Origin of the sequence: Pseudomonas sp. WC2, assembly GCF_050586545.1 — a bacterium.
Lineage (GTDB): Bacteria > Pseudomonadota > Gammaproteobacteria > Pseudomonadales > Pseudomonadaceae > Aquipseudomonas.
The window spans coordinates 1-17,985 of record NZ_JBOBDR010000003.1 but is presented as its reverse complement, the minus strand read 5'-3'; the positions used below and the strand labels follow the sequence as shown (position 1 = coordinate 17,985).

16 protein-coding genes are annotated in these 17,985 nt (G+C 60.4%); 7 read left to right on the top strand and 9 right to left on the bottom strand.

What is annotated here, in order from left to right; translation table 11 throughout:
• Positions 1 to 11 precede the first annotated feature (11 nt).
• On the bottom strand, positions 12 to 1,034 hold the full coding sequence (locus tag ACQ4OE_RS04010; protein WP_430945779.1) for a FecR family protein: 1,023 nt from the start codon (positions 1,032 to 1,034) through the stop codon (positions 12 to 14).
• Between the two features lie 151 nt (positions 1,035 to 1,185).
• Between ACQ4OE_RS04010 and ACQ4OE_RS04005 the strand changes: the two genes are divergently transcribed.
• Positions 1,186 to 1,455 carry a PepSY domain-containing protein gene (locus ACQ4OE_RS04005; protein WP_122595801.1) on the top strand — a complete coding sequence of 90 codons (270 nt, stop codon included), beginning with the start codon at positions 1,186 to 1,188 and terminating at the stop codon, positions 1,453 to 1,455.
• Positions 1,456 to 1,516: 61 nt separating this feature from the next.
• On the opposite strand, the gene ACQ4OE_RS04000 is transcribed toward ACQ4OE_RS04005, so the two are convergent.
• Positions 1,517 to 6,346, bottom strand: coding sequence for a dermonecrotic toxin domain-containing protein (locus tag ACQ4OE_RS04000; protein WP_430945778.1), 4,830 nt, complete (start codon positions 6,344 to 6,346; stop codon positions 1,517 to 1,519).
• A 213-nt stretch (positions 6,347 to 6,559) separates the two neighbouring features.
• On the opposite strand from ACQ4OE_RS04000, the gene ACQ4OE_RS03995 reads away from it, so the two are divergent.
• Positions 6,560 to 7,597 (top strand): Ldh family oxidoreductase, encoded by a 1,038-nt coding sequence (locus tag ACQ4OE_RS03995; protein WP_122595803.1) that lies wholly within the window; start codon positions 6,560 to 6,562, stop codon positions 7,595 to 7,597.
• 61 nt (positions 7,598 to 7,658) lie between these two features.
• Here the strand turns inward: ACQ4OE_RS03995 and ACQ4OE_RS03990 are convergent, their stop codons facing one another.
• A complete protein-coding gene (locus tag ACQ4OE_RS03990) occupies positions 7,659 to 7,976 on the bottom strand; it encodes a DUF883 family protein (RefSeq protein ID WP_122595804.1) in 318 nt (105 codons plus the stop codon).
• Between the two features lie 154 nt (positions 7,977 to 8,130).
• Between ACQ4OE_RS03990 and ACQ4OE_RS03985 the strand changes: the two genes are divergently transcribed.
• Positions 8,131 to 8,385, top strand: coding sequence for a hypothetical protein (locus tag ACQ4OE_RS03985; protein ID WP_122595805.1), 255 nt, complete (start codon positions 8,131 to 8,133; stop codon positions 8,383 to 8,385).
• Between the two features lie 4 nt (positions 8,386 to 8,389).
• On the opposite strand, the gene ACQ4OE_RS03980 is transcribed toward ACQ4OE_RS03985, so the two are convergent.
• Positions 8,390 to 9,298 carry a LysR family transcriptional regulator gene (locus ACQ4OE_RS03980; protein WP_430945777.1) on the bottom strand — a complete coding sequence of 303 codons (909 nt, stop codon included), beginning with the start codon at positions 9,296 to 9,298 and terminating at the stop codon, positions 8,390 to 8,392.
• Between the two features lie 84 nt (positions 9,299 to 9,382).
• On the opposite strand from ACQ4OE_RS03980, the gene ACQ4OE_RS03975 reads away from it, so the two are divergent.
• Positions 9,383 to 10,306 carry a carbon-nitrogen hydrolase family protein gene (locus tag ACQ4OE_RS03975; protein ID WP_430945776.1) on the top strand — a complete coding sequence of 308 codons (924 nt, stop codon included), beginning with the start codon at positions 9,383 to 9,385 and terminating at the stop codon, positions 10,304 to 10,306.
• Positions 10,307 to 10,440: 134 nt separating this feature from the next.
• Here ACQ4OE_RS03975 and ACQ4OE_RS03970 read toward each other — a convergent pair whose 3' ends face one another.
• From ACQ4OE_RS03970 to ACQ4OE_RS03955, 4 genes are all read right to left on the bottom strand, one after another.
• A complete protein-coding gene (locus tag ACQ4OE_RS03970; protein WP_430945775.1) occupies positions 10,441 to 10,986 on the bottom strand; it encodes a GNAT family N-acetyltransferase in 546 nt (181 codons plus the stop codon).
• Between the two features lie 52 nt (positions 10,987 to 11,038).
• Positions 11,039 to 11,512, bottom strand: coding sequence for an LEA type 2 family protein (locus ACQ4OE_RS03965; protein ID WP_122595809.1), 474 nt, complete (start codon positions 11,510 to 11,512; stop codon positions 11,039 to 11,041).
• 65 nt (positions 11,513 to 11,577) lie between these two features.
• A complete protein-coding gene (locus ACQ4OE_RS03960) occupies positions 11,578 to 13,044 on the bottom strand; it encodes a nucleobase:cation symporter-2 family protein (RefSeq protein ID WP_158956181.1) in 1,467 nt (488 codons plus the stop codon).
• A 132-nt stretch (positions 13,045 to 13,176) separates the two neighbouring features.
• On the bottom strand, positions 13,177 to 14,070 hold the full coding sequence (locus tag ACQ4OE_RS03955) for a LysR family transcriptional regulator (RefSeq protein ID WP_430945774.1): 894 nt from the start codon (positions 14,068 to 14,070) through the stop codon (positions 13,177 to 13,179).
• 99 nt (positions 14,071 to 14,169) lie between these two features.
• Here ACQ4OE_RS03955 and ACQ4OE_RS03950 point away from each other — a divergent pair, with 99 nt between their 5' ends.
• Both ACQ4OE_RS03950 and speB read left to right on the top strand, forming a co-directional pair.
• Positions 14,170 to 15,261: a polyamine ABC transporter substrate-binding protein gene (locus ACQ4OE_RS03950; protein WP_430945773.1), complete on the top strand. Its 1,092-nt coding sequence runs from the start codon at positions 14,170 to 14,172 to the stop codon at positions 15,259 to 15,261.
• A gap of 29 nt (positions 15,262 to 15,290) precedes the next feature.
• Positions 15,291 to 16,250 (top strand): agmatinase, encoded by a 960-nt coding sequence (speB, locus tag ACQ4OE_RS03945; protein WP_430945772.1) that lies wholly within the window; start codon positions 15,291 to 15,293, stop codon positions 16,248 to 16,250.
• A gap of 108 nt (positions 16,251 to 16,358) precedes the next feature.
• On the opposite strand, the gene ACQ4OE_RS03940 is transcribed toward speB, so the two are convergent.
• On the bottom strand, positions 16,359 to 17,411 hold the full coding sequence (locus tag ACQ4OE_RS03940; protein WP_430945771.1) for an aldo/keto reductase: 1,053 nt from the start codon (positions 17,409 to 17,411) through the stop codon (positions 16,359 to 16,361).
• Between the two features lie 322 nt (positions 17,412 to 17,733).
• Between ACQ4OE_RS03940 and ACQ4OE_RS03935 the strand changes: the two genes are divergently transcribed.
• Positions 17,734 to 17,985: hypothetical protein (locus ACQ4OE_RS03935; RefSeq protein WP_430945770.1), on the top strand; the 252-nt coding region annotated here is incomplete at its 3' end.

Genomic DNA, 17,985 nt, shown 5'->3' with positions numbered 1-17,985 from the left:
AGGCGCGGCCTTCAGCTTTTAGAAGGTTGTTGCGGCATCGAATTGATGACTGGATTGCCTTCCTTGTTGCGCGTCAGATAGACAGGCAACACCTTGGGCAGTGTTCCGACCAGCTTATTAAGCTCTTTGATGTTGTAGACGCCGCCGACGCGAAGCGTGCCCGTGGCGTTGTCGGCGAGCATCAGCGGAGTCTGCAGATAGCGGTTGATCAGCGGCAGGGCTTCGTGCAGCGACAGATCGTCGAGCACCAGTTTGCCGCTGCGCCAAGCCAGCGAGCTGTCATTGGCATAGGTCTGACTGATCTGCGGCATGTAGTCGCCAGGCTTGTAACTCGCCTGCATCGATGGGCCCAGACGCAGGCCATCACCCGGCAATGCCGCGTTGCTGGTGACCAGCACCGAACCTTCAACCAGATTCACGCGAACCTGCTTTTCGTACAGCCAGACGTTGAAGCGGGTGCCGGTCACGCGGATCTTGCCTTCGCCGGCCCGGACAATGAACGGATGACGGCTATCATGACTGACCGAGAAGAACGCCTCGCCCTTTTTCAGGGTGACGCGGCGCTCATCCTTGTAATTGCTGTAGCTCAGCTCGGTGTTCAGGTTCAGTTCGAGCTGGCTGCCATCGGGCAGGGTGACCTGCCGAACGTTATCCGAAGCTTCGAAATGCTGATAGCTGTTGGGCAGCCATCCCAGGTTCCAGCCGGTGTACGCTGCCAGAGGCAGGGCCAGCGCAAAGACCCCGGCAGCCACGGCGTACTGTCGCCACGAACGCGCAGGCTTGTCGATCGCCACCCCATTGGCGGGCGCATCCGATACAGCGCCAGCCTCCGGGCGCGGCAGGTGTTCGGCGACGTCCCAGATTTCCAGCATCGCTTCGTACTCGAAGGCGTGCAGCGGATGCGCATCACGCCACCGTTCGAACTCCGCCCGTTCCTGAGCAGAGCAATCGACAGCGTGCAGACGCATGCACCAATGCGCGGCGGCATCGGTGATGGCATCGTATTCAGCTTCCGTAAGGGTGTCTTGGGTCATCGACTCGTCCTGATTTCGCGCATTCTAACCTTTGCGAGTCTTCGCCGAGAACAGGCGTCATGGCATTTACCCATCAAAGTGAACTTATTTTCACCGCAGGCGCCCAAAAAACAGGACGCGAATGCCTACTATCCATAAATGGAGTGAAAAAATGATCAAAAAAACGTTTGCGGCGCTGATTGCTACTGCCAGTTTGCTGAGTGCTGGTGCAGCCATGGCGGACAAACCGGGCGCCGGTTGGGTCACCATCGAGAAGGCCATCGAGATCGTCAAGACCAAGGCCGGTTACGTCGAGGTCTACGAGATCGAGGCCGACAACAACGGCTACTGGAAAGGCGAGGGCCGCAAAGCCGACGGTGTGGTCTACGAGTTCCGCATTGATGGCGCGTCGGGCAACGTATTGCGCGATCAGAAAGACTGAAACATCCAGTAAGCAAAAATGCGCAGCTTCGGCTGCGCATTTTTTTGGCCAGTTGGCAGCGCTACAGATCGAGTTGCCGGCCCATGACGCAGATCAGCATCGCCAAGGAGTCGGCGTTGAGCAAGATCGTCTTGATCCGCGCGTCCGCCGTGTGCTGGTCAAGGAAGGCGTTGCGGGCTTCGGCCAGCGTCGCACTCGACGTCGCCTCCAGAATCCCCCTACACGCCGCCGCTTCGGCAACCCCCTCGAGTTTGTCGAGGCTGACCCAGGTTTCATCTTCACTGTCCCAGCGCCCGAACAACTGATCGCGCGGCGTTGCCAATGACAAGGCCTCGCGCTGGAAATCCTGTTGCGCTTGCTTGAGCTCCACGCCTTTGGGGGTTGTCGTAGAAATCAAATCTGCAAAAGGCCGACGGGCCTCGAGCATGGTGATGTCCTCGGCGTTGGAGACAAGGTGGGCGAACTCATGGATCAGTAACGCCGCTTGAGCGTGGCCCTCAACGTTGAACGGCTCGGTCAGACCGGTCTTGTACCAGTCCAGGTGCGAATCGAAAAACAGTTCGGTGAAATGCACTTTCTTTTCGGCATCGTCGTCGTAAACGAACGCCGACATTTTCCCTTGCGGGTATTTGTTCGAGCCGATGACAAAGCGGTCGGTGTTCATCAGGTCCTGCGTCGGGTCCACCAGTGCATTGCAGATCGGCACGATGGCTTTGTGGATTTTCTCCAGCAGTGACGTGTCCACGGCACTGGCATCGAAGAATTCCTTGAGGAATTTGTCGAGACGGGCGTTCGGCACTTTGGTCTTCAGTTGGGCAAGGTTGTGCAGGCTGTTGAAGGCGTAGTAACGCGCCAGATCGACCGCTTGTACCAGCATCCACGCCTTGAGCGGGTGTTTGCGGCGAATCTCTTTCATGCCCCGCGCTTCAATGTTCAGCGCCTCGCGGGACTCACTGCGGTTGGATTCGCGGCGACTCAGTTTCGAAAAGACTTTGCCGGTGCGCAGCGGGCGAAGCTGCGGGTCGAGGATCAGAACTTCATCCCTTTTGCGCAAGCTCGGGCCGAATTTTTTCCCGTCGTAAAGACGCCAGTCGGCGCCGTTTTTCTTGATGCGCACGACCTGGCCATCAATCGCGGCATAGGTTTTCTTGGCAGCGTCCTCATAGGTGCCTTTTTTGGCATCGTGGGTCAGATCCTTCAGCGCCACGTTCGGGGTTACAAAAGGTTGCCATGGGGTGCGCAGGGACGAGGTCGGCTTGATGTCTTTCCAGTCAGGGACAAATTTCTTGCTCGGCTTGTCGGGCTTCTTGGGAGCGGTCTCAGTAGATTCGTGCGCTTCATTCGTGACCGTGAGCGCGGTCCTTCGGGGGGAGTCATCTTCGAGCGCCAGCCAACCCAGACTGACCATCTCCACCGCACCATCGATGAACGCCCGCAAGGCCTGTCGCCAATGGTGATTTTGCAGGTTCTCCGCAGAGTCCTTGAAATCGTTGTAAGCGCGCCAGAGAAACGGCAAATAGGCGAGCTTGCCCGGCAGCAGGTCGGCGAGACGGCGGATACCGGCGCTCAGCAGACTTTTCGCCACTTCCCAATCCGGCTGCGCGTTGCTCTGTGTCTGGGTGGTTAAAAACTGTTTGATCAATGCGGTGTTGTCGATGAAGAACTGCGCAAACCAATTTCCGTCGAGGGCGCGTGTGGCCAGAGTCATTTCACTGGTTTCGCCGACGCTCGATTGCAGCAGACTGCGAAACACCGCTTGCTGGGCAGTGGGCAAGCGGCGCAGCAGCAGCTCCTGCAAGCTGCCGGGCGTGTTGAGGGCATCAATCAGTTCGGCGGCGCTTTCAAACTCGTGAAACACCGGGTCGGCGTAGGGGGTGAACAGCACGAGCGGGCCTGTTCCATCGCCAGCTCGACTCACGACATACAAACCCTGCACCTCCACGGCCTGCGCGCCGACGGTTTTGATCAGCGACAGCGGCGCGATAATCGCGTTCGCGTGGGTCACGCTGGCTCGCGCGGTGCCATCGGGCATGTCCAGCACCTGAGTGAGGCTGTCGAACGCTGCGGCGGACAGCAGGCCTTGCAACTTCATGGCGTGGGCGTGCTGCATCAACTGCCACGGCAACTGGCGGAAAAACCGCAGTTGCCGCTCGCTGCCCTCGGCGTCGGTGGCGGACAGCATTTCCACCACTTTGCTGGCGTAGGTCGAGCCGATGTTCAGCGACAACAGCAGTTGCTTGACCGCGCTCTGATCCAGCTCCTTCGGCAGTGCGTTCGGAGTTTTCGAGGCGATTTTGAACCCGGTGCCCTGGGCCACGTTGATGTGATTGAGGGCGAAGTCGGTCAGACTGAGCGCCGGGCCTGCCAAGGCCAGGTTGGGGGTGATTTCGATCAGTCCCGGGTCAAGATCCTGTCCGGGGAAGCGTGCGTTGAGCAGCGTCTTCAAGCGTTGTTGCACGTACGCCTTCAACGTCGGCACACCGTCGAGGTAGTCCTTGTCATCACTGACGCTGTTGTGCCATTGCTCGAGCAGTTCCAGATGCAGTTTTTGCTCGTGGATCGGCGCCATGCCGAGCCAGGCCGGTAACGTTTGTTGCTGGTAGATGGCCGCAGACAAACCCGCCGCCCGAGGCAGATTGGTAAATCCGGCGGCACGCGTCAGACGCTTCAGCGCCGCTGTCTGTTTCTGTGCGTCCTTGATGTTTTTGCGTAACGCGTCAGCGTGGGCCATGCAGTGATCGATCGCTGACTGAATACGGTTTTGCAGCACATCTTCCTCGATCAACCGAAACGGGCCCAAGCTGTAGTTTTCGTGGGCCTGCCACTGCCCGGGTGTGAGGTTTTCCAGTAAACATTGGCGCTTCACACTGTCAGCGAGCCGGCGATCCAGCACTTGGCGGGCCTGCACAATACTGTCGAAAGGCTCCAGGCCCATCGCCGGCGTCCACAGGATAGCCCGGCCAGAGTGCTGGTCATCGAGACCGCCGCGTTCGGTCAGCAGGAAGCACCCGGCCAGCGGCAGCCGCTGTTGTTTGTGCGCCGCCAGCAGGGTGAGGGCATAGGCGTCCGGACGAAAACCGTTGAGCGCGCGGCGTTCGCGGCGGCTGCGGTCAGCGCCGGCCAGCACCGTGTCGACAATCGCCTGATCGGTTGCCGACAGACTGCCCTGCAAGCGCCGCATCCGGGCTTCACCCCGGACGCCCACCGACAAGGCGTCGACCCATTTCGCGCGCAGGCCCTCAAGCCAGGCACGTTGTTCGGTCTGGCCGTTGAGGGGCTGGGCGCTGAATTCTGCATCCAGCCGCGACGCCACGCTGGCGTAGCTTTTGCCCGCCAGCGCCGCCGCATCGGCCAGCACGCTGGACGGTTGCTGGCCGCCAGCGAGCACCGGACGAGTGCTCCAGCGACCCTGACTGTCGAGCGTCAGCAATCGCTCATGGAGCATGGCGCGGATGTCCAGCGCCTTGTCGAACAACGCGTAGATGTCGACGCTGCCTTCGCTGTGGCGAAACACCTGCAAGGCATACAGGACATTTTCACGTTGCTTGGTCAGGATGCCTTCGAACAACACGGTGAAGATGTCGCCAGCAATCATTTCCCCAGACACGTTCGGTTTGTCGAAACCCTGGAATCGGCTCTGCTCATCCAGACTCAACAGCGCATACATCTCGTCGGCATGGCCGCGCGCGCGGAATTTGCTTAACAGTGTGGTTTTCAGATCCTGATAGTCGGCGAGCACTTGCAGGCCGGAGGAGGGCGTGTACAGAAACGCGTTGCTGTCACCGATCATCAAGCACCCGGCGGGCTCGACGTGATTGGCCTGGTGCTCCCAAAGTTGCACGGTTTCAATGGTCGGGCGACGGCTGCCGGCAATCTGTTTGACGATCTGATGCACCGTGTCGAACTGGCTGGCGGTGATGATCTGGCTTTCGCGTTTGAGCAGCAGATCGGTGCGCGCCTGACTGGCCAGTGCCTCGGCGAAAAACGTACGGCGGTTGGCACCGTCAGCGGATGCCGCGTCCCAGTAAGCTTCAAGTTGCTCGAACAGCAGCGCCGGCAGTTTGCTCGCTGCCGTGGCTACGGCTTTCTCCCAGGCTGCTTGATCGGCGTCTAGCGGCGTCCTGCCAGGATTGGAAAATTCGTGTTGCTGGTCGGCAGGCCAGTAGGGATGGCGATAGAAGCGCAACACCGCATCGCTCAGGCTCATGGCTTCGAGCCAATAGCGGGTCAGCGGCGGTTGTGGATCGCTGTCGGTTTGCGCCAAGGTGTAGAAACTGACGCGGGTATTGCGCTGGGCGAGTGCGCCGAAGGTTGGCTGCAGCAACTTGTCCAGCGCCCGCTCCAGCAGTTCATTCAGCGAGGGCAGTTGTTTCAGTTCATCGGTCATGGCTTGGGCGTTTAGCCGTTGCGCCTGTGTCAACGCTGCCGTTTGCGCTTCGAAAACATCGCCTTCAATGGTTTCCAGGGTCAAAGTGATGGCGGCGGCGTCCACCCCGCGCCGACGCTGCGAAAACGCCAGAAAGGCCAGCAGATCGTCGTCTTCGTTCGCAGCTTCCAGGCGCTTTTGCAACGCTGTTTCGAGGGCTGCACGGTTGTCGTGTTTTGTCAGGCCGTCGTAGGGGGTGTACAGCAAATGCGCTTTTTCATCAGGCGTGGCGCTGAGAACAAATGCCCCGGCGAGCTCCACCGGTCCGCCGCTGCCGACCTCGATCAGAATGCGCTCGGCGAGCAGGGGCGGCGTCTGTTCGCTGCGCAGCGTGTCAGTGGCCAGATCAATGTGCGTCAGCCAATTGAAATCCTTTTCCGACAGATCATGGGTTTTACCCAGATCCTTCCATAGCCCCGGGGAATTCAGTATTTCGGGAAATAACAGCGGTCCAGCAGTGGTCATTGTGGCGTCTCGAGCGGTGATGGGTGAGCGCTCAAGATTGAAGGTCCGCGCAGGGCGCAAGGTGGTATTGGGCTATCGCACGGACGACCTGCAAATGTGCCGACGTGCCCATCACCGACGCCAGGGTTGACAGGCCACCGACTCGCCATGGTTAATCGGAGCGCGGTTGTCCGTACGCTGTTGTTCCCTCCAATAATCATTCTGGAGCTTCAGATGTCTGCGCCACACGACGCTGTTCCTGCTGCTGCACCTGCTTTGTCCCTCCAAGCGCTGACGCAACTGCTTGAAAAGATTTTCCTCAATCACGGCACCTCGGCCGAAGTCGCGCGCTCGCTGGCGGCCAACTGTGCCGGTGCCGAGCGCGATGGCGCCCACAGTCACGGTGTGTTCCGCATCCCCGGTTACGTCTCGACACTGAAAAGTGGTTGGGTCAACGGCCAGGCCATCCCGCAGGTCGAGGATGTCGCGCCGGGGTTTGTCCGCGTGGATGCCGGCAACGGTTTTGCGCAACCGGCGCTGGCGGCGGCGCGAGCGCTGCTGGTGGAAAAAGCCCGGCATGCCGGAATCGCGGTGTTGGCGATCCGCAACTCGCATCACTTCGCCGCGTTGTGGCCGGATGTCGAACCGTTCGCCGAAGAAGGTCTGGTGGCGTTGAGCGTGGTTAACAGCATGACTTGCGTGGTGCCCCACGGCGCCGATCGACCGCTGTTCGGCACCAACCCGATTGCCTTCGCCGCGCCGCGTGCCGGTGGCGCGCCGATTGTGTTCGATCTGGCCACCAGCGCCATCGCCCATGGCGACGTGCAGATCGCCGCGCGCAAGGGCGAGCGCCTACCGGCGGGGATGGGCGTCGACAGCCTGGGTCAGCCGACTCAGGACCCCAAGGCGATTCTCGAAGGCGGCGCGCTGCTGCCGTTTGGCGGCCACAAAGGCTCGGCCTTGTCGATGATGGTCGAGCTGCTGGCGGCAGCCCTCACGGGCGGCAATTTCTCTTTCGAATTTGACTGGTCGAATCATCCCGGGGCGAAAACCCCGTGGACCGGGCAGTTGCTCATCGTCATCGACCCGAGCAAAGCCGCCGGGCAGAGTTTCGCCGAGCGCAGTCAGGAGCTGGTGCGGCAGATGCACGGCGTCGGGCTCAAGCGCTTGCCGGGTGATCGTCGGCATTGGCAGCGCGCCAAATCGCTGGCCGACGGTATCGTCCTCGACGAGCAAACCCTGGGGCAATTGCGTGAACTGGCCGGGCAATAGGTTTCCGGCAGGCATGAAAAAGGCGAGCCCAATGGGCTCGCCTTTTCACTTGCGTCTGCGCTTAACGGCGACCGAGCAACAGCCCGACAACCAGGCCGAAACCGGCCGAGATCGCCACGGTCTGCCAAGGATGGCCACCGATGTAGCTTTCGGTGGCATCAACCGCGGGTTTGGTGCGATCGCGCACGCTCGACACCGAATCCAGCGCCTGTTGCAGTTTCAAGGCGATTTGACCGCGCAGGGTCTCCGCTTCTTCACCGACCAGTGAGGCGCTGCTCTTGAGCAGTTTGTCCGATTCTTCGATAAGAGCCTGAAGCTCGCTGAAAGCTTGATCCTTGATTTGATCCTGAGCGGCTTGCACGGCGGATTTACGGGCCATTGGGTAACTCCTTGCTGAGAAATGGACAGTGATCAATGGAGTGCGGCGTTGCGCGAAAAGTTGCACTGAATTTAGGTCAGAAAGAAAAACCTGCGCGGGAGATTTCCGTCGAGCGTGTAAGATGTCGCCATTTTACGCAGCAGGATAATTCCCCATGAGTTTCAATCTGGCCGACAAGTCCCTCGCCGAGCGCGCTGCGCTGGAAGACGAGAAATCCCGTCTGTTCGAACTCTGGCAGAACAATCTGGGTAAAGCCAAAGGCGAGGCCGCGCGGTTGTTCGGCGAGCGCGGCAAGCGCAAGGGCAAATGGGCCGAGTGGGTCCGTGCGGAACTGGACGGCATGTCGCCGCCGGAGTTCGCCAACATGGTGCGCAGTGAAGTCAATCGCCTGATGGCGGCGAGCAAGTAAGGGTTCAGCGGAAACTGGCGGCAATCGCTTCGCGGACTTTCACCACCACCGGATCGATCTGTGTGCTGGTGCGCCAGCCCAGTTCGATCGGGTAGCGCGGCAAGGCCAGCGGGCAGGGCAACAGGGTCAGCCCGCTGAGTGCTGCGATGCCCTCGGCGGCATGCGCCGGAATGGTTGCCACCGCGTGACTGCCCTTGAGCAGATAGGGTAACGCGGCGAAATGCGTGGTCGAGGCGCACACCCGCCGACTCATGCCGAGTGCCGCCAGCCCTTCATCGGTGATCCCGATAAAACCGCCCGATGACACCAGAATGTGCTCGCGGGCGACGAACTCTTCCAGACTGATCTGCTGCTGGCCCGGCGCCAGACTCGCCGGGTCGACCAGACACGCATAACCCCCTTCACCCAATACCTGACGACTGAGCAGACGCTCGGCAAACCCACCGGCGGTGATCGCCAGGTCGATGCTGCGCTCCATCAGCGCGCTCGCGACAATCTGGCTGTGGGTCTGGCGAAAGATCAGCCGCAACTTCGGCGCGCTGCGGGCGATTTCTTCGATCAGGCGACGCCCGTAGGCAATCTCGAAGTCGTCCGACAGCCCCACCGTGACCGAACGCCCGTCGTAATGATGGGCCGTTGGATCGACCATCGCCAGGCTCTGCCGGCACTTGTCGAGGGCATCACTGACCACCGGTTTCAACTGGTTGGCTTTGAGTGTAGGCGCTAAGCCGCGTCCGGTGCGCACGAACAAAGGATCGCCGTAGACCTCGCGCAGACGTCGCAACGCGGCGCTCACCGCCGATTGCGTCACGCCCAGACGCAACGCCGCGCGGCTGGCGCTGGATTCTTCGTGCAGCGCTTCGAAGACTTTCAGCAGGTTGAGGTCAACGTTGGCGATATTCATTTGGTTCATATCATTCAGCAGTGATCGGGGCTTTATTCATGATCGCGTGGCGCCGCAGAATCAGCAACATCGGAAACGGACGGAGTGAATGCAATGCCCAAGTCAATCGTTGCTGCCCTGCAGATTGGCGCCTTGCCCGGCGGCAAAGGCGAAACCCTCGAACAGATTCTCAGCTGGGAAGACGCGATCATCGACGCCGGCGCGGCACTGGTGGTGATGCCCGAAGCGTTGCTCGGCGGTTACCCGAAAGGCGAGGGCTTTGGCACGCAGTTGGGTTATCGCTTGCCCGAAGGCCGCGAAGCCTTTGCGCGCTATTTCGCCAACGCCATCGATGTGCCCGGTGCGGAAACCGACGCGCTGGCCGGATTGTCGGCGCGCACTGGCGCCAACCTGGTGATCGGTGTGATCGAGCGGGCCGGCAGCACCTTGTATTGCACGGCGCTGTATTTCGACCCGCAGGCCGGGCTCGTCGGCAAACACCGCAAATTGATGCCCACCGGCACCGAACGCCTGATCTGGGGCAAGGGCGACGGCTCAACCCTGCCGGTGCTCGACACTCAGGTCGGCAAACTCGGCGCGGTGGTGTGCTGGGAAAACATGATGCCGCTGCTGCGCACGGCGATGTACGCCAAAGGCATTGAGGTCTGGTGCGCGCCGACCGTGGATGAGCGCGAGATGTGGCAGGTCAGCATGCGCCATATCGCTCACGAGGGCCGCTGCTTTGTGGTCAGTGCCTGCCAGGTGCAGGCATCGCCTGAAGAACTCGGCGTGGAGATTGCCAATTGGCCGGCGGATCGACCGCTGATTGCTGGCGGCAGTGTGATTGTCGGGCCGATGGGCGATGTGTTGGCCGGGCCGTTGCGCGGCGACGTTGGGTTGCTGACCGCAGAAATCGACACCGATGAACTGGTGCGGGCGCGTTACGACTACGACGTGGTCGGCCACTACGCGCGGCCGGATGTGTTTGAGTTGAGTGTCGATGAACGCGCGAAACCGGGGGTGCGCTTCACCGCATAAACTCAGACCATACACAAACCCTGTAGGAGTGAGCCTGCTCGCGATGGCGTTGTATCAGTCAATACATTCATCACTGACAGAACGCATTCGCGAGCAGGCTCGCTCCCACAAGGGGACATCACTACGCCGTAAAATCAGCGCCGTTGCCGCCATTCTTCCCGAGTGATTTCCCAAATCTCCCGAGGAAAACGCCCACCCACAAAATCATCCTCATCCGTGCGAATCAAGCGCATGCCAACCCGCTCGGAAAGCCTGCGCGAACCGATGTTCGGCGCCGCTTTCGGCTCGCGCATCAGCGGACGATTCAACACGTTGAACCAGTAATCGGTCACCGCCGTGCTCGCTTCGCTCATCAAACCCTGACCTTGCCACGCCGGCGCGAGCCAGAATCCGCGATGGTTATCCGGCTGATCCATCAGGCTGACATTGCCGATCAACTGCTCCGGTGCGGATTTGAGGCGAATCGACCAATGCCACTCTTTACCTGCGGCCACTGCCGGCAAGGCAATGTCGCGCAAATAGGTGAGGGCGCCGTCTTCGGGATACGGCCAGGGCACGGCGGCGTTGAGATAGCGCACCACGTCCCAGTGCGGAAACATTTGTTGTACGGCCTCGGCGTCGGCCAGTTCCATCGGGCGCAATATCAGCCGTTCGGTGTGCAACGTCGGTGTGTCTTCCATAACCTGTGACCTCCATGCGTGTCTTTATAGAACGCCGGAGGCTATCGCATTTTTACCAGGTCGCGGCAGTGGCCTTGGGCAAACTCAGCGTGCCGCTGTCGACAAAGCGCATCGTGCCGAACAAACCGCCGGCGAGTTTGCCGCGCAACACGTAAGGCAGGTTGTCGAGGGTTTGCGTCTGGCTCAGGCCAAGGGTCTGGCGCAACACCGAGAACGCGGAAACGCTGACCGGGACGCTGACGATGGTTTCGGAAAAACGCGGGATCGAGCCGCTCTGATCGCTGACACCCGAGGCCAGGGAATGGCCATTGACGTCCAGATCCAGGGCGATGCCGTTGTAATCGATGGCCGTTTCATTGGGGTTCTGCACGCGCAGTTTGATCGCGAAACGCACTTCCAGCTCCTGGCTCGGCAACGGTTCGAGGCCGACCACGTTAATGGTCACCGGATCACGATTGGGAAACAGCGCGCAGGCACTGAGCGACAACAACAGTAACGACAGAATCACGGTTTGGACGCGGCGCATAAACGATCTCTCAACAAAAAAGGGCTGAACCGTGACCGGCGCAGCCCTTTTCTGCAACGCAACGTTTAACGGTTCAACTGTGCGACAGCCGCTGGTTGGGCAGGTTCACCCTTGGCCGGCATGTCCGGGTTTTCCATGACCTGAAGAATAGAAGCTTCCGGGTCGAAATCGTCTTCTTCCAGCTCGATGAATTCTTCGGGCAGGAAGATGTTCAGCACGATAGCGCACAACGCGCCGACGGTGATTGGCGATTCGAAGATGTTGCGCAGCGCTTGCGGCAGTTCACGCAGCACTTCCGGCACGGCGGCGATGCCCAAGCCCATGCCGAGGGAAATGGCGACGATGAGCATGTTGCGCCGATGCAGGCCCGCCTCGGCGAGGATCTTGATCCCGGCCACGGCGACGGTGCCGAACATCACCAGTTCAGCGCCGCCAAGCACCGGTTTCGGCATCAATTGCAGCACTGCGCCGATCATTGGGAACAGGCCGAGCAGCACCAGCAGGCCGGCAATGAAGAACGCCACGTAACGGCTGGCCACGCCGGTGAGCTGGATCACGCCGTTGTTCTGCGCGAAGGTCACCATCGGCATGCTGTTGAACACTGCAGCCATGGCCGAGTTGAGACCATCGGCGAGCAGCCCGGACTTGATCCGGCGAATGTACAGCGGGCCTTTGACCGGCTGACGCGAGATCATCGAGTTGGCCGTCAAGTCGCCCGCAGCTTCGAGCGGCGAAACGAGAAAAATCACCGCCACCGGCACGAACGCCACCCAGTCGAAATTGAAACCGTACTTGAACGGCACCGGGACGCTGACCAGCGGCACCTCAGGCATCGAAGCGAAATCCACCGTGCCCATCAGCCACGCTACGACGTAACCGAGAGTCAGGCCGATGACGATCGCCCCAAGACGCAGGAATGGCACATCGACGCGGTTCAGCACAACGATGGTGCCAATCACCAGCGCCGCGAGGAACACATGGCTGGACGCGCCCAGATCCGCTGCACCGAAGCCGCCGGCGATGTCGGTCATCGCCACTTTGATCAGCGACAGGCCCATCAGCGTGATGATTGTGCCAGTGACCACCGGGGTGATCAGCATGCGCAATTTGCCGATGAACTGGCTCAACACCACTTCAATGAACGCGGCGAAGAAACACACGCCGAAGATCGTCGAGAGGATTTCATCGGTGCCGCCGCCGCGCGCCTTGACCATGAAACCGGCGCTGAGAATCACGCTGATAAAGGAAAAACTGGTGCCTTGCAGGCACAGCAAGCCAGAACCGACCGGGCCGAATCGCTTGGCCTGCACAAACGTGCCGAGGCCGGAGACGAACAGCGCCATGCTGATCAGGTAGGGGATTTCACTCTGCAAACCGAGGGCACCGCCCATGATCAGCGTCGGCGTGATGATGCCGACGAAGCTCGCCAGCACGTGTTGCAGCGCGGCGAAGACGGTGGCGGTGAGGTGCGGACGGTCGTTGAGGCCGTAGATCAGATCGTTGTTGCGCGGGACTTTTTCAGAGGCGGTCATGGTGATTTGCGTGCCGCGAGGCGGTGCCGGGTCAAAAAATGGACGCGCAGAATGCCGGAAGAGGACGGCGAGGGCAACGAGCAATAACTGCCTGAAAGGTCAGGTTTTCCGGCGCTTGCCCGCTTAATCGATTCACGCAAATGCTTTCAGCAAATCTTCTTCAAAGGCTTTTTGCGCATCGCCCGGTACCTGCGCCCGATGCCGCGCCAGATGAAACGCCACCTCAAAACTCAACTCGCCTTCACGCACGGTGCGCAACAAGCCTTTCTCTTGCCAGCCGCGCGCATAGTGGTCCGGCAGATAACCAACATGTTTGCCCGACAGAATAAACGCGAGGGTGCCTTCGACCTGCTCCGATCGCGCCGAACAGACCTTGCCCTGGAACGGCTCGTCGCTGCGCAAAAAACGGTAGGGATGATCGACTCGGTCGCATGCCTCAAGCGCCGCGTCACTCGGCGCCGCGTCGGTAAACAACGGATGCCCCGGCGCGCAATACAGATGCTGGGTTTCGCTGAACAATTGGCGGTAGTCGAAGGCGCTCTGCACTTGCGAGAAATAACCGATCGCCAGATCCAGCCGCTGTTGCAACAACAGACGTTCCATCTCGCCGGGCATGGCGCTGATCAACTCGATGCGTACTGACTCGTCACGTTCACGAAAACGTCGAATGGCCTCGGCGACACGTTGCAGCACCGACTGATCGACCGACTCGGAAATCCCCAGCCGTACTTCACCGATCAAGCGCCCGGCGACGCCGTTGGATTGATGGCGGAACAACTCGATCGACTCAAACAGCGCACGCACCGCGATCAGCAACTGCTCACCCTTGGGCGTCACGCTGAATCCGCCTTTGCCCCGGCTGCACAGGCGATAACCCAAACGGGTTTCCAGTTTGGCCATTTGCTGGCTGATGCTCGACTGGCTCAGGCCCAGATCACCTTGCGCGGCACTGAAACCTCCGCACTCGACTACCCGCACAAACAGGCGCAACAACTGCAAATCAATGTCGTGGAGTTGCCCCAACATCACATTACTCCGGGATAAAGTCAGGATAATTATTCAGCTATTTTTCTAATGTATCCGACGGCGCATCCTGCAACCACTTCCTCCGGTCAGGTGTTCGTCATGGCTCCCTTTTTCAAGCTGTGTTTCCCCGCGCTGTTGTTGTCCGTGGCCATCCACGTTCACGCCGAGGAGAAAACCCTCAACCTCTACAGCTGGGCCGATTACGTTCCGCCGCAAACCCTGCAGCGTTTCGAGCAGGAAACCGGCATTCATGTGCGCTACGACACCTTCGATACCTCGGAGGTGCTGGAAACCAAACTGCTCACTGGTGGCAGCGGGTATGACGTGGTGGTGCCGTCGTCCAGCGTGCTGGCCCGGGGATTGGCCGCAGGCGCGCTGAAAGAAATCCCCCACGACGGACTCAAGGGCTACGCCAATCTTGATCCGGATTTACTGGAGAAGCTCGCCGCTGTCGATCCCGGCAATCGCTACGGCGTGCCATACACCTGGGGCACGTTGGGGCTGGGCATGAATGTCGAAGCGGTGAAACAGCGTCTGCCGGACGTGCCGCTGAACAGCCTCGATCTGCTGTTCAAACCCGAATACGCCAGCAAACTCAAGGACTGCGGGATCGCGATTCTGGATTCGCCGCAGGAAGTCATCGGTCTGGCTCTGCATTACTTGGGCAAAGATCCTTACAGCACCGACAAACAGGACTTGGCAGCGGCCGAGGCGTTATTGCAAAAACTCCAACCGTCGGTGCTCTACGTCGCCACCGGCCGGCAGATCAACGACCTGGCCAGCGGCAACGTCTGTTTGGCGCTGACCTACAACGGTGATGCGAGCATGGCCGCCGATCAGGCGCGCAAGGCCAACAAGCCCTACGAAGTCGCTTATCGCATTCCCAAGGAAGGCACGCTGGTCTGGCAAGACAACCTCGCCATTCCCAAAGACGCGCCGCACCCCGACGCCGCCCGAGCGTTTATCGAGTTCATGTTGCGCCCGGATTCGGTGGCCGAGCTGACCAACACGCTGTTTTTCGCCACGGCCAATCAAGCCGCGACGCCGTTGGTGGATGAAGCCGTGCGCAACGATCCCGACATCTACCCACCAAGCGATGTGCGCGCGCGGCTGTACGCAGACCGCAGCATGAGCCTCAAGGACATGCGCCAGCGCACGCGCCTCTGGACCACGTTCCGTAGCCACCAATAGCCCTGAATACAATAAGAAGGAGCACTCCGATGGACGTGCCAATGCAAAACGACCAGGCGATTACCCGTGACAGCCTTTACGGCACTGCCGCCGAAAGCACCTACGCCGGCATCACCAGTTTCATGCGCCGGCGCTATAGCCGGGACTTGCGCGGCGTCGATGTCGCCGTCAGCGGCGTGCCGTTCGACACCGCCACCAGCAACCGCCCAGGCGCACGTTTCGGGCCACGCGGGATTCGCGCCGCGTCCACCGGGATTGCCTGGGAGCGCCACTGGCCGTGGGCGTTCGACCCGTTCGATCATCTGGCCGTCATCGACTACGGCGACTGCGATTTCGATTACGGCGCACCGCACAGCATCCCGGAAAGCATTGAGGCCCATGCCGAGTACATTCTCAATGCCGGCAGCGCCATGCTCACCTTTGGCGGCGACCACTTCATCAGCTACCCGCTGCTCAAGGCCCACGCGCGCAAACACGGCACGCTGTCGCTGATTCACTTCGATGCGCACAGCGACACCTGGCCGGACGAGGAGGGCAAGCGCGTCGATCACGGCACCATGTTCTGGCACGCCGCGCGGGAAGGGCTGGTCGATCCGGCGCGCTCAGTGCAGATCGGTTTGCGCACCACCAATGACGACCCGATGGGTTTTCAGATTCTCGATGCGCGGCAGGTGCATCGGCGTGGCTGCGAAGCAATTGTCGAAGCGATCCGCGCGCGGGTTGGCGCCAACCCGGTGTATCTGACCTTCGACATCGACTGCCTCGACCCGGCCTTCGCACCCGGCACCGGCACACCGGTGTGCGGCGGCTTGAGCACGGTGCAAGCGCTGGAGATTCTCGGCGGTTTGCGCGGGATCAATCTGGTCGGCATGGACGTCGTCGAAGTCGCCCCGGCCTACGATCATGCCGACGTCACCTCACTGGCCGCCGCTACGCTGGCCATGGAAATGCTTTGCCTCTACGCCGCCCGACACAAAGTCGATTGTTAAAACCCGTGTGCAGAACCCCTGTGGGAGCGAGCTTGCTCGCGAAGGCGTCGGGTCAGCTAACCTCTGTACTAGCTGACCTGACGCCTTCGCAAGCAGATCCTCAAACCCTCACGCCACCGGAACCTTAGGTAAATCCAGCGTCTGCGAACCGGTATAACGCGGCGCAGAGCTGACAATCGTCTCGTGTGGAACACCCGCCGGCGTGCTGCTGATGCCATCGAGCCGCGCCAGTTGCGCGTCATCCAATTGCACGTCGAGTGCGCCCAAAGTGGCATCAAGTTGTTCACGAGTCCGCGATCCCAGAATCGGAATCAGCGCGGTGGTTGAGCGTTTGGCTTTTTCCCGTAGCCAGGCAATCGCAACGTGGGTCGGGCTAACGCCGATTTCGCTGGCGACCGCCAGCAGGTTGTCGAGGAGGGCGGTTTCCCGAGCGCTTTTTTCCGCATGCACCAACATGCCGAGTTTCGCCGCACGGTTGTTGTCATCGTTGCCGCGATACTTGCCGGTGAGGAAGCCGCCGCCAAGGGGCGACCACAGCGTGGCGGCCAAACCGAGCGCTTCAGCCATCGGCAGCAACTCGCGTTCAGCGCTGCGTTCGGCGAGGCTGTACTCGACTTGAATCGCCGCAATCGGCGCGAACCCCCGCACCTCTGCAAGCACGTCGGCGCGGGCGATGCGCCATGCCGGGAAGTTCGACAGTCCGGCGTAGTGAATCTTCCCCGCGCGAACCAGATCATCAAATCCACGCAGGATTTCTTCCATCGGCGTCACGCCGTCGCTGATATGCGCCCAGAACAGATCGATGTGATCGGTTTTCAAGCGTTTCAGACTTTCTTCGACGGCGCGCACCATGTTTTTACGGCTGTTGCCGGTGTGGGAAATGCCATCGGCTGGTGTAGTCCCCATGCTGTATTTGGTGGCGATCACCAGACGATCACGCTCCGCAGCGATGAACTCGCTGAGCATCGATTCCGATTGCCCACCCTGATAGCCATTGGCGGTATCGATGAAATTGCCCCCGGCATCGAGATAGCCATCAAAGATGCGCTTGGCTTCATCGCGCTCCGCGCCGTGGCCCCAACCGGTACCGAAGTTGCCGGCACCCAGCGCCAGTTCCGAAACCCGCAGGCCGGTTTTACGGCCAAAAACTTTGTAGTGCATGGCGATGTCCTCGATGAAAATCTGACGGTGGAAATGAGATTACAGTCGAAATATGGCGCCAATATGATGCTGGTAATATTGGCTGTCAATACCTTGGGTGCTCAACGGTCAGGGGGTTATGGCGGCATTTAGTTTCTGCGCTCTAAGCGGCCTGATCAGGTATTTCGCGAAGGCAAAAAAGCCGAATCGTCGCACTGTCGCTACCGTAGTAAACATCGCTCCGTTCATCGGAAAACACGTTGCCCCTGTCAGATCTGACAGGTGACACCCCGCCCACTCTGCGCCTAAATCACTCCGTTGCTTTCCACGACCGGAGCCCGCCATGACCACTCCTGAATTGCCCGACAACAGCACATTGCTGCTCAACGAACTCGACATCCCCGGGCGCACCGGGCCGGTGTCTGAAACGCCATTGGTGTGGGGCATCAACCTGGCGGCGGCGAGGGAAAATTTTCCGCGTCATGGCTTGTTGTGCCGGGCCGGGCCGTGGGCGCCCATGTATACGGGTGATCACGTCAGGGTGTTTCTGGAACCCAAGGGACTGGTTTACAGCACCTACCTTGACCGGGATCAT